Below are 11,766 nucleotides of genomic sequence, written 5' to 3' on the forward strand. Positions count from 1 at the left end.
GATCAGTCGTATGACCGCCAATGTGAGCGACGCCGGGCCGGACGCCTTCCCGGACAGCGCCCCGGACACCCGGACCGACGCCCTCGACCGGAGCCGTACCGTCGCCGTCGTCGGCACCGGCACCATGGGCCAGGGGATCGCCCAGGTCGCGCTGGTCGCGGGCCATCCCGTACGGCTCTACGACAGCGCTCCCGGCCGGGCCGAGGCGGCCGTGACGGCGCTCGCCGCCCGTCTGGACCGGCTGGTCGAGAAGGGCCGGCTGGACCCGGCCGAGCGGGACGGCGCGATCGCCCGGCTGCACGCGGCGGCCGATCTGGCGGAGCTGGCCGACGCCGCGCTCGTCGTCGAGGCGATCGTCGAGGAACTCGCGGTCAAGCAGGGACTCTTCACCGAGCTGGAGAAGATCGTCGGCGACGACGCGCTGCTCGCCACCAACACCTCCTCCCTCTCGGTCACCGCCATCGCCGGAGTGCTGCGACTGCCCGGCCGGTTCGTCGGTCTGCACTTCTTCAACCCGGCCCCGCTGCTCCCGCTGGTCGAGGTCGTCAGCGGCTTCGCCACCGACCCGGCCGCCGCCACGCGCGCGTACGCCACGGCGAAGAGCTGGGGCAAGACGCCGGTGCGCTGCGCCGACACCCCCGGCTTCATCGTCAACCGCATAGCCCGGCCCTTCTACGCGGAGGCGTTCGCGGTCCAGGAGGACCGGGGCGCCGACCCCGCCACGATCGACGCCGTCCTGCGCGAGTCGGGCGGCTTCCGCATGGGCGCCTTCGAGTTGACCGACCTGATCGGCCACGACGTCAACGAGGCCGTCACCCACTCCGTGTGGGAGGCCTTCTTCCGGGACCCCAAGTTCCGTCCCTCGCTCGCCCAGCGGCGCCTCGTCGAGTCCGGGATGCTCGGCCGCAAGACGGGCCGCGGCTGGTACACGTACGAGGAAGGCGCCCACCGGCCCGAACCGCACACCGCCGGTCCGGCCGAACCGCCTGCCTACGTCATCGCCGAGGGTGACCTCGGACCGGTCGGCGCCCAGCTGCTCGGCATGATCCGCGAGGCCGGGATCACGGTGCGTGAGGAGGACGAGGACAAGGGCACCCGGCTGGTGCTGCCCAGCGGGGGCCAGGTCGTCCCCGCGGACGGACAGACATCGGTCGAGTTCCGCGACGTCGTCTACTTCGACCTGGCGCTCGACTACCGCGAGGCGACCCGGATCGCCCTCTCCGCCGGGCCGGACACGCTGCCCGAGACGCTCGTCCAGGCGACCGGGCTCTTCCAGGCGCTCGGCAAGAAGGTCAGCGTCATCGGTGATGTTCCCGGCATGATCGTGGCCCGGACCGTGGCACGCCTCATCGACCTGGCGCACGACGCCGTCGCCAAGGGCGTGGCCACCGAGGAGGACATCGACACGGCGATGCGGCTGGGCGTCAACTACCCGGTCGGCCCCCTGGAATGGAGCCGTCGGCTCGGCAAGAACTGGGCCTTCAGCCTCCTGGAGGAGCTGCACAGGCGCGACCCGAGCGGACGGTACGCGCCCTCCCTGGCGCTCTTCCGCCATTCGTACGCCGACGGGGAGTCGGAGGGCGGCCGATGACCACCGTGAAGCGTGACACGTACACGCCCGAGACGCTGCTCTCCGTCGCCGTGCGGGTCTTCAACGAGCGCGGCTACGACGGCACGTCCATGGAGCACCTGTCCAAGGCCGCCGGCATCTCCAAGTCCTCGATCTACCACCACGTCACGGGCAAGGAGGAGCTGCTGCGGCGCGCCGTCAGCCGCGCGCTCGACGGGCTCTTCGCGATCCTGGACGAGCCGGGTGCCGGGCAGGGCCGGGCCATCGAGCGGGTCGAGTACGTCACCCGGCGCACCGTCGAAGTGCTGACGGCGGAGCTGCCGTACGTCACGCTGCTGCTGCGGGTCCGCGGCAACACCAGGACCGAGCGGTGGGCGCTGGAACGGCGCCGCGAGTTCGACCAGAAGGTGGCCGAGCTGCTGAAGGCGGCGGTGGCCGACGGCGATCTGCGGGCCGACGTGGACATCAAGCTCGCCACCCGGCTCCTCTTCGGCATGATCAACTCGCTGGTGGAGTGGTACCGGCCGCACCCGGGCGGGAACGCGGACCGCGAACTGCTCGCCGACACCGTCGTCCACCTCGCCTTCGACGGGCTGCGCACGGCGCGCTGAGCCCTACTGGCTCAGCGCGGGTGGTCGGGATCGAGATCCGTCTCCTCGAAGACCAGCAGCGTGCGCGTGGAGAGCACTTCCGGAATCGACTGGATCCTGGTGAGGACGAGCTCCCGCAGGGTCCGGTTGTCCGGCGTGTGCACAAGCAGCAGGACGTCGAAATCACCGCTGACCAGGGCGATGTGGGCCGCTCCCGGCAGCGCCTGGAGCTGTTCGCGGACGGTGCGCCAGGAGTTCTGGACGATCTTCAGCGTGATGTAGGCGGAGGCGCCGTGGCCCGCCCGCTCGTGGTTCAGCCGGGCGCTGAAGCCGCGGATCACCCCGTCGTCGATCAGCCGGTTGATCCGGGCGTAGGCGTTGGCCCGGGAGACATGGACCCGCTCGGCGACGGAGCGTATCGACGCGCGACCGTCCGTCTGCAGGATGCGCAGGATGGACCGGTCGATGGCGTCCAGCGGCCGCGCTGTCTGCCCTCGCTCCCCGTCGTCGGCCATTTGTTCATCCGCCATGTCCCCCCGCCTCTCTCCCATGGACGACCTGCCTCTATCCCAGGCTGTGGAGAACCGATTGTCCACAGGCTGAGGGCGCCTGTAGCCAAAATGCCTCCACGACCGAACAATCGGTAGGTGAGGCGCGCCACACTCGCGCCACCCGCCTTCGGGTCTTATGCCCGCTCCCACGAGGAGGTGGACTCGTTGCAACAGCGCAGTTCGACAGTCCAAGAGCCGCCCGCCGCCGCCCCCGCCTACCGGCCCACCCCGCCTCCGGCGTGGAAGCCGCGCACGGACCCTGCTCCGCTGCTGCCGGACGCCGAGCCGTTCCGGATCCTCGGCACGGACGCGGTGGCCGACGCCGACCCGGAGCTGCTGCGGCGGCTCTACGCGGAGCTGGTGCGCGGACGGCGGTACAACGCGCAGGCCACGGCCCTGACCAAGCAGGGCCGGCTCGCCGTCTACCCGTCGACCACCGGCCAGGAGGCGAGCGAGGTGGCCGCCGCCCTGGCGCTGGAGGACCGCGACTGGCTCTTCCCCTCGTACCGCGACACCCTGGCGGCCGTCGCCCGCGGCCTCGACCCCGTGGAGGCGCTGACGCTGCTGCGCGGGGACTGGCACACCGGCTACGACCCGCGTGAGCACCGGATCGCCCCGCTCTGCACCCCGCTCGCCACCCAGCTTCCGCACGCGGTGGGCCTGGCCCACGCGGCCCGGCTCAAGGGCGACGACGTGGTCGCGCTCGCCATGGTCGGCGACGGCGGCACCAGCGAGGGCGACTTCCACGAGGCGCTGAACTTCGCGGCCGTCTGGCAGGCACCGGTGGTGTTCCTGGTGCAGAACAACGGCTTCGCGATCTCCGTACCGCTCGCCAAGCAGACGGCCGCGCCGTCCCTGGCCCACAAGGCCGTCGGTTACGGGATGCCGGGCCGGCTCGTCGACGGCAACGACGCCGTCGCCGTCCACCAGGTGCTGACCGAGGCCGTGGCCCGCGCGCGGCGGGGCGGTGGACCGACGCTGGTCGAGGCAGTCACGTACCGCATCGACGCCCACACCAACGCCGACGACGCCACCCGCTATCGCGGTGACAGCGAGGTCGAGGCCTGGCGGGCGCACGACCCGATCCTGCTGCTTGAGCGGGAACTGACGGAGCGCGGCATGCTCGACGAGGACGGGAAGCGGGCCGCGGCGGACGCCGCCGAGGCGATGGCGGCGGCGCTGCGCGAGCGGATGAACGCCGACCCGGTGCTGGACCCGATGGACCTGTTCGCGCACGTGTACGCCGAGCAGACGACACAGCTGCGCGAGCAGGCGGCGCAGCTGCGGGCCGAACTCGACGCCGAGAGCGAGGCGTGATGACCACCGCGCAGAAGACGGCGGGCCGGGCGGCGACCAAGCCCGCCACCATGGCGCAGGCCCTGCAGCGGGCCATGCGCGACGCGATGGCCGAGGACCCGACGGTCCACGTCCTCGGGGAGGACGTCGGCACGCTCGGCGGGGTCTTCCGGGTCACCGACGGCCTCGCCAAGGAGTTCGGCGAGGACCGGTGCACGGACACCCCGCTGGCCGAGGCGGGCATCCTCGGCACGGCGGTCGGCATGGCGATGTACGGGCTGCGGCCGGTCGTCGAGATGCAGTTCGACGCCTTCGCCTACCCGGCGTTCGAGCAGCTGATCAGCCATGTGTCGCGGATGCGGAACCGTACGCGCGGTGCGATGCCGATGCCGCTGGTGGTCCGGGTGCCGTACGGCGGTGGCATCGGCGGCGTCGAGCACCACAGCGACTCCTCCGAGGCGTACTACATGGCGACTCCGGGGCTCCATGTCGTCACGCCGGCCACGGTGGAGGACGCCTACGGGCTGCTGCGGGCGGCCATCGCCTCCGACGACCCCGTGGTCTTCCTGGAGCCCAAGCGGCTCTACTGGTCCAAGTCCGACTGGTCGCCCGAGGCGCCGGCGGCCGTGGAGCCGATCGGCCGGGCGGTGGTGCGGCGCAGTGGCCGCAGCGCCACGCTGATCACGTACGGGCCGTCCGTGCCGGTCTGTCTCGAGGCGGCGGAGGCCGCGCGGGCGGAGGGATGGGACCTGGAAGTGGTCGATCTGCGTTCGCTGGTGCCCTTCGACGACGAGACGGTCTGCGCGTCGGTGCGGCGCACGGGGCGGGCGGTCGTGGTGCACGAGTCGGCCGGGTTCGGCGGGCCCGGCGGCGAGATCGCGGCCCGCGTGACCGAGCGGTGCTTCCACCACCTGGAGGCGCCGGTGCTGCGGGTCGCCGGATTCGACATCCCCTACCCGCCGCCGATGCTGGAGCGGCACCATCTGCCGGGTGTGGACCGGGTCCTCGACGCGGTGGCGCGGCTGCAGTGGGAGGCGGGGAGCTGATGGCCCAGGTGCTCGAATTCAAGCTGCCCGACCTCGGTGAGGGACTGACCGAGGCGGAGATCGTGCGCTGGCTGGTGAACGTAGGCGACGTCGTCGCCATCGACCAGCCGGTCGTCGAGGTGGAGACCGCCAAGGCGATGGTGGAGGTGCCGTGCCCGTACGGCGGTGTGGTGACGGCCCGGTTCGGTGACGAGGGCACGGAACTGCCGGTCGGGGCCCCGCTGCTGACGGTCGCGGTGGGGGGCGCGGAGGGCTCGGGCGCGCCGGGTCCGAGCGCGACGTCCACCGGTACGCACGCCTCCACCGGCTCGGCCGCTTCTGCCGGCTCGGCCGCCGACGCCGAGTCGTCGGAGTACTCCGGCAATGTCCTCGTCGGCTACGGCACGGCAGGCCCCACGGCCCGGCGCCGCCGGGTCCGCCGCGACGACCCCGCCGTAGCGACGACGACTCCGGCCGGAACGAAGCCCGTACGGACCGCCGGCGCGCAGCCGGGCACCTCGGCCTCCCCCGCGTCCCTCGCGTCCCCTGCCTCCTCTGCCGGTTCGGTGCGTGGCAACGGCGCCTCCCCCGCGGCCGGTGGCCACGAGGGGCCCGTGCCGGTCATCTCACCCCTCGTCCGCAAGCTGGCCCGGGAGCGCGGGCTCGATCTTCGGAAGGTGCGCGGTTCGGGGCCGGAAGGGCTGATCCTGCGGGCGGACGTGGAGAGCGCCCTCGCGGCCGCCACGACCGGGGCGGGCGTCGACGCGGCCCCGGCCGCCGCGCCGCCGGTCACCGCCGTCGGCGGTGAGCGGATCCCGCTGCGCGGGGTCAGGGGGGCCGTCGCCGACAAGCTCAGCCGGAGCCGTACGGAGATCCCCGACGCGACCTGCTGGGTCGACGCCGACGCGACCGAGCTCATGGCGGCCCGGGCGGCGATGAACGCGGCGGGCGGCCCCAAGATCTCGCTGCTCGCGCTCCTCGCCCGGATCTGCGTGCACGCGCTCGCCCGCTTCCCCGAGCTCAACTCCACCGTGGACACGGCGGCCCGGGAGATCGTGCGGCTGCCGTCCGTGCACCTCGGCTTCGCGGCCCAGACCCCCCGCGGTCTGGTCGTCCCCGTGGTCAGGGACGCGGGCACGCGCACCGCGGAGTCGCTGACGGAGGAGTTCGCGCGGCTGACCGAGTCGGCCCGGCAGGGGACGCTGACACCGGCGGACCTGACCGGTGGGACGTTCACGCTGAACAACTACGGGGTGTTCGGGGTCGACGGTTCCACCCCGATCATCAACCACCCCGAGGCGGCGATGCTCGGAGTGGGCCGGATCATCCCGAAGCCATGGGTGCACCAGGGCGAGCTGGCCGTCCGCCAGGTCGTCCAGCTGTCGCTCACCTTCGACCACCGGGTCTGCGACGGCGGCACGGCGGGCGGCTTCCTCCGCTACGTCGCGGACTGCGTGGAACAGCCCGCGGTCCTGCTTCGCACCGTCTGACCCCTGGGCGCGGGGCGGGTCCCACGGCCCGTCCCGCCCGCACGGCGCCTCCACCGGCCGGGCCCGGACGTCTCCGTCCTTGAGACGTCGCCGATCATCCGGCTCCAAGCGGGCGGGCGCGGCTCATACTGCTGGGATGACGACCGCGTATGACGCCATCGTGCTGGCCGGAGGGGCGGCCAGACGGCTGGGCGGGGTGGACAAGCCCCAGGTGCGGGTCGGCGGCCGGGCACTGCTCGACCGGGTGCTCGGCGGCTGCCGGGGAGCCGGGCGGACGGTCGTCGTCGGCAGCCGACGGGAGACCGTACGGCCTGTGGAGTGGACCAGGGAGGACCCGCCCGGCGGCGGGCCGCTGGCCGCGCTGGGCGCCGGGGCACGAGGGGTGTCGGCCGGTACGGTGCTCGTCCTCTCGGCCGATCTCCCCTTCCTGGACGAGAAGACCGGCCACCGTCTCCTGGACGCCTTGGCCGAGGGCCCGGCCCCGGGGATTCCCGAATCCGGAGCGGCCCTCCACGCCGGACCGGCCGAAGCCGCCGTGCTGGTCGACAGCGAAGGGCGGGACCAGCCGCTGGTCGCCGCCTATCGCACCGAGCCGCTCCGGCGTGAGCTCGCTCTCATCGCCGCCGAGCACGGCACCCTCACCGGCCTCCCGCTGCGTCTGCTCACGCGAAGGCTCCGCACCGTCCGGGTCACCGCGGAGCCCCTGGCCTCCTTCGACTGCGACACCTGGGAGGACATTGCCACGGCCCGGGCCCGGATCAGGGAGCATGGGAACGTGCTGGACGAATGGATCACCGCAGTCAAGGACGAGCTGGGTCTCGAGATCGACGTCGACACCGGCGTGCTGCTCGACCTCGCCCGTGACGCCGCCCATGGGGTCGCCCGCCCCGCCGCGCCGCTGACCACGTTCCTGGTCGGCTACGCGGCGGCCCAGGCCGCGGCCGGCGGCGAAGGGGGATCCCAGGCCGTCGCCGAGGCGGCCCGCAAGGCCGCCGCGCTCGCCCGCCGGTGGGCCGCCGAGGCGGAGCAGGACGCGGCCGGATGACCCCGCAGGAACGCGCCACACCCGTCTCCCAGGACGCCACCCAGCCCGGCAGGGACACCGAGCCCCAGCACCGTCCCGAGTCCGACGGCGACGGCGTCGACGAGGCGCTCGCCCTCGTCGCCCGGCCCCGGCCCCGGCCCGCGGAGTCCCACCGCGCCACCCCCTGGTCCGACGCACGCGCCGTAGCCGCCCGCGCCGGAGCGGCGGCCGGTGCCGGCCGCGCGGCGCGAAGCGTCCCCCTCGGGCAGGCGCTCGGACAGGTGCTCGCCGAGCCGCTGCGCGCCCTCACCGATCTGCCGTCCTTCGACACCTCCGCCATGGACGGATGGGCGGTCGCGGGCCCCGGCCCCTGGGAGATCCGCGAGACGGAAGCCGTACTCGCGGGCCAGACGCCCGCCGCCGCGCTCGCCGACGGCACGGCGGTACGGATCGCCACCGGCGCCCGGATCCCGGCCGAGACGACGGCGGTCCTCCGCAGCGAGCACTCCCGTACCGACTCCGGCGGCCATCTGCACGCCGTGCGTCCGGTCGTCCAAGGCCAGGACATCCGTCCCCGGGGCCAGGAGTGCCGTTCCGGGGACCAGCTGCTGCCCGCCGGTACGACGGTCTCTCCGGCGGTCCTCGGCCTCGCCGCGGCCGCCGGATACGACGAACTGCGCACACTGCTCCGGCCTCGCGTGGAGATCCTGGTCCTGGGCGACGAGCTGCTCACCGCCGGGCGCCCCCACGACGGCCTGATCCGTGACGCCCTCGGTCCCATGCTCGGCCCCTGGCTGAGCGCGCTGGGCGCCGAGGTCCTCGCCACCCGCCGGATCGGCGATGACGCCGACGCCCTCCACGCCGCCGTCACCGGCTCCGAGGCCGACCTGGTCATCACCACCGGAGGCACGGCCGCCGGCCCCGTCGACCACGTCCACCCCGTTCTGGCCAAGGCGGGAGCCGCCCTGCTCGTGGACGGCGTGAAGGTCCGCCCCGGTCACCCCATGCTCCTCGCCCGCCTCGACCCCGGCCCTTCGGGCGGGCAAGGCAGCCAGGGTGGAGAAGGCCGGCCGGTCAGGCATGTGGTCGGGCTGCCCGGGAACCCGCTGGCCGCCGTCTCCGGCCTCCTCACACTCGCCGAGCCCTTGCTCCGCGCGCTGGCGGGCGCCCCGGTCCCCCCGCCGTACCGCGTGCCCGTACGCGACGAGGTGCACGGCCACCCCCATGACACCCGGCTCGTCCCGATCGTCCACCACGGAGACCGGGCGGTGCCGCTTCACTACAACGGCCCGGCGATGCTTCGTGGCATCGCGGCGGCGGACGGCATGGCCGTCGTGCCTCCCCGCGGTGCGCGGCCCGGTGACGCCCTGGAGATCCTCGACCTCCCCTGGACGGTGGCCCCGGCCCAGGACGCGTCCCAAGGAGTGTGTTTCACGTGAAACTTCCCAGCCGGGACATCATGGCGCGCCATGTCGACGAGAAGGTGGCTCCGTCCCGTATCCGGATGCCCCGGCAGATCGTCGAGCGGCCCCTGCGCCAGGTGGGCAAGCGGCTGCTGATGGCGCTGGCGGTGCTGGTCGTGACGGTCGTCATCGTCTACGTCGACCGGGAGGGGTATCACGACAACGCCAACGAGACCGTCGACTTCCTCGACGCCGTCTACTACGCGACCGTCACGCTCTCGACCACGGGATACGGCGACATCGTCCCGCACAGCGACTCGGCGCGGCTCGTCAACGTCCTGCTGGTCACGCCCCTGCGCGTGCTTTTCCTGATCATTCTGGTCGGCACCACTCTCGAGGTCCTCACCGAACGGACCCGGGAGGAGTGGCGGCTGAACCGCTGGAGGTCCACCTTGCGCGATCACACCGTCATCGTCGGCTTCGGGACCAAGGGACGCTCGGCGATCCAGACCCTCTGCGCGACAGGACTGCGCAAGGACCACATCGTCATCGTCGACCCGTCGGACAAGGTGATCGAGACGGCGAACTCCGACGGCTTCGTCGGTGTGATCGGCGACGCGACCCGCAGCGATGTGCTGCTCCGTGCCGAGGTGCAGAAGGCCCGACAGATCGTCATCGCGACCCAGCGCGACGACACCGCAGTGCTGGTCGCCCTCACGGCCCGGCAGCTCAACCGGGGAGCGAAGATCGTCGCCGCGGTACGGGAGGAGGAGAACGCGCCGCTGCTGCGCCAGTCCGGCGCCGACGCCGTGATCACCAGCGCCAGCGCGGCCGGGCGGCTCCTCGGTCTTTCGGTGCTCAGCCCCAGCGCGGGCACGGTGATGGAGGATCTGATCCAGCAGGGCTCGGGACTCGACCTCATCGAACGGCCGGTCATAAAGGCCGAGGTGGGCAAGAGCGTGCGCGAGACCGAGGACCTGGTGGTCAGCGTCTTGCGAGGCCACCGGCTGCTCAGTTACGACGATCCGGCCGCGAGTCCGCTGCAGTTGACGGACCGTGTGATCACGATCGTGCGCGCGGCGCCCGTCACTCCTCTGTCCACTCCTCCGGAGTAGCCTCGCCGCCATGCATGCGATCACGATTCCGGAACCCGGTGGTCCCGAGGCGCTGGTCTGGGCCGAGGTGCCCGATCCCGTGCCCGCCGAGGGCGAGGTCCTCGTCGAGGTGGTGGCGAGCGCCGTCAACCGTGCCGATCTGCTTCAGCGCCAGGGCTTCTACGACCCGCCGCCCGGCACCTCTCCGTACCCGGGTCTGGAGTGCTCGGGCCGGATCGCCGCGCTCGGCCCCGGGGTGTCCGGCTGGTCGGTCGGCGACGAGGTGTGCGCCCTGCTCGTGGGCGGCGGTTACGCGGAGAAGGTGGCCGTCCCCGTGGGCCAGCTGCTGCCGGTCCCCGACGGCGTGGACCTGGTCACGGCGGCCGCGCTGCCCGAGGTCACCAGCACGGTCTGGTCGAACGTCTTCATGATCGCCCATCTGCGGCCGGGGGAGACGCTCCTGGTGCACGGCGGCGCCAGCGGCATCGGCACGATGGCGATCCAGCTCGCCAAGGCGGTCGGGGCCCGGGTCGCGGTCACGGCCGGGGGCCCGGAGAAGCTGGCGCGCTGCGCCGAGCTGGGCGCGGACATCCTCATCGACTACCGCGAACAGGACTTCGTGGAGGAGCTGCGCAAGGCGACGGACGGGGCGGGCGCGGACGTCATCCTCGACATCGTCGGAGCGAAGTACCTCGACCGGAACGTGAAGGCGCTCGCGGTCAACGGGCGCCTCGCCATCATTGGTATGCAGGGCGGAGTGAAGGGCGAGTTGAACCTGGGCGCCCTGATGGCCAAGCGCGCCGCGATCACGGCGACCACGCTGCGCGCCCGCCCGCTGGAGGAGAAGGCGGCGATCGTCGCCGCGGTCCGCGAGCATGTCTGGCCGCTGATCGGTGCCGGCACGATCCGTCCGGTCGTCGACCGCACACTGCCGATGCCGGATGCCGCCGAGGCCCACCGCGCCCTGGACTCCGGCACCCACGTGGGCAAGGTCCTGCTGCTCGCGCCCCAGATCTGACGTACAAGAACCGTCCGTACAAGAACCGGCCGCACAAAGGCCGTACGTACGAAAGCGCGCACGAAAGCACATACGAAAGCGAGGGGCCCGGTGCACGCGCGTGCGCCGGACCCCTCGCCTGGTTCGTGCCTAGAGGTACGGGCCCGAGCGGACCGGGTGGCCGGGGCCCTGGTCCTCGTCGTCGTGGCCGGCACCCGGCGGCAGGGCCCGGCGCATCTGCTCCAACTGGGCGCGGGCCGCCATCTGCTGGGCGAACAGCGCCGTCTGGATGCCGTGGAAGAGACCCTCCAGCCAGCCCACCAACTGGGCCTGCGCGATCCGCAGTTCCGCCTCGGAGGGAATGGCCTCGTCCGTGAACGGCAGGGAGAGACGCTCCAGTTCCTCGACCAGCTCGGGCGCGAGCCCGTCCTCCAGCTCCTTGACCGAGCTGGCGTGGATCTCCTTGAGCCTGACCCGGCTGGCCTCGTCGAGAGGTGCCGCGCGTACTTCCTCCAGAAGCTGCTTGATCATGCTGCCGATGCGCATGACCTTCGCAGGCTGCTCGACCATTTCCGTCACCGGGACCTCGCGGGATTCGTCGTCACCCTGAGTGCCGCCGAGCGCCATTCCGTCCTGTCCCACGATGAGGACCTGGGGGCTCTCCTGCGACCGTTCATTCCTCGGCATCTCCATGCCGCCATTCTCTCGTACGCGTGCCTCACCACA

At 72.7% G+C, this 11,766-nt stretch carries 11 protein-coding genes; 9 read left to right on the forward strand and 2 right to left on the reverse strand.

From position 1 onward, the window contains the following. Positions 1 to 10 precede the first annotated feature (10 nt). The gene (locus ACIRB4_RS19720) at positions 11 to 1,591 is read left to right on the forward strand and encodes a 3-hydroxyacyl-CoA dehydrogenase (RefSeq protein ID WP_403292814.1); all 1,581 of its coding nucleotides are present in this window, start codon (positions 11 to 13) and stop codon (positions 1,589 to 1,591) included. Continuing rightward, on the forward strand, positions 1,588 to 2,181 hold the full coding sequence (locus tag ACIRB4_RS19725) for a TetR/AcrR family transcriptional regulator (RefSeq protein WP_403292816.1): 594 nt from the start codon (positions 1,588 to 1,590) through the stop codon (positions 2,179 to 2,181). The genes ACIRB4_RS19720 and ACIRB4_RS19725 overlap by 4 nt, the downstream gene beginning before the upstream one ends. Before the next feature lie 11 nt (positions 2,182 to 2,192). Here the strand turns inward: ACIRB4_RS19725 and ACIRB4_RS19730 are convergent, their stop codons facing one another. Next, on the reverse strand, positions 2,193 to 2,690 hold the full coding sequence (locus ACIRB4_RS19730) for an Lrp/AsnC family transcriptional regulator (protein ID WP_403292817.1): 498 nt from the start codon (positions 2,688 to 2,690) through the stop codon (positions 2,193 to 2,195). Between the two features lie 177 nt (positions 2,691 to 2,867). Between ACIRB4_RS19730 and pdhA the strand changes: the two genes are divergently transcribed. The 7 genes from pdhA to ACIRB4_RS19765 all read left to right on the forward strand — a co-directional run bounded on the left by pdhA (position 2,868) and on the right by ACIRB4_RS19765 (position 11,061). Beyond that, the gene (gene pdhA, locus ACIRB4_RS19735) at positions 2,868 to 4,028 is read left to right on the forward strand and encodes a pyruvate dehydrogenase (acetyl-transferring) E1 component subunit alpha (RefSeq protein ID WP_403292956.1); all 1,161 of its coding nucleotides are present in this window, start codon (positions 2,868 to 2,870) and stop codon (positions 4,026 to 4,028) included. Beyond that, a complete protein-coding gene (locus tag ACIRB4_RS19740) occupies positions 4,028 to 5,053 on the forward strand; it encodes an alpha-ketoacid dehydrogenase subunit beta (RefSeq protein ID WP_403292819.1) in 1,026 nt (341 codons plus the stop codon). The genes pdhA and ACIRB4_RS19740 overlap by 1 nt, the downstream gene beginning before the upstream one ends. Continuing rightward, a complete protein-coding gene (locus tag ACIRB4_RS19745; protein WP_403292821.1) occupies positions 5,053 to 6,522 on the forward strand; it encodes a dihydrolipoamide acetyltransferase family protein in 1,470 nt (489 codons plus the stop codon). The genes ACIRB4_RS19740 and ACIRB4_RS19745 overlap by 1 nt, the downstream gene beginning before the upstream one ends. A gap of 136 nt (positions 6,523 to 6,658) precedes the next feature. Continuing rightward, positions 6,659 to 7,567: a DUF6457 domain-containing protein gene (locus tag ACIRB4_RS19750; protein WP_403292822.1), complete on the forward strand. Its 909-nt coding sequence runs from the start codon at positions 6,659 to 6,661 to the stop codon at positions 7,565 to 7,567. Next, positions 7,564 to 8,985, forward strand: a complete 1,422-nt coding sequence (locus tag ACIRB4_RS19755) for a molybdopterin molybdotransferase MoeA (RefSeq protein WP_403292824.1) — start codon at positions 7,564 to 7,566, stop codon at positions 8,983 to 8,985. Before ACIRB4_RS19750 ends, ACIRB4_RS19755 begins: the two co-directional genes overlap by 4 nt. Positions 8,986 to 9,005: 20 nt before the next feature. Further along, positions 9,006 to 10,064 (forward strand): potassium channel family protein, encoded by a 1,059-nt coding sequence (locus tag ACIRB4_RS19760; protein WP_403292957.1) that lies wholly within the window; start codon positions 9,006 to 9,008, stop codon positions 10,062 to 10,064. Between the two features lie 10 nt (positions 10,065 to 10,074). Next, positions 10,075 to 11,061, forward strand: coding sequence for an NAD(P)H-quinone oxidoreductase (locus ACIRB4_RS19765; RefSeq protein ID WP_403292826.1), 987 nt, complete (start codon positions 10,075 to 10,077; stop codon positions 11,059 to 11,061). Between the two features lie 129 nt (positions 11,062 to 11,190). On the opposite strand, the gene ACIRB4_RS19770 is transcribed toward ACIRB4_RS19765, so the two are convergent. After that, entirely contained in the window at positions 11,191 to 11,733 is a 543-nt protein-coding gene (locus tag ACIRB4_RS19770; RefSeq protein WP_403292828.1) for a bacterial proteasome activator family protein, read from the reverse strand. Between the last annotated feature and the right edge of the window lie 33 nt (positions 11,734 to 11,766).

The sequence above is a fragment of the Streptomyces sp. NPDC093600 genome (assembly GCF_044764755.1).
Lineage (GTDB): Bacteria > Actinomycetota > Actinomycetes > Streptomycetales > Streptomycetaceae > Streptomyces.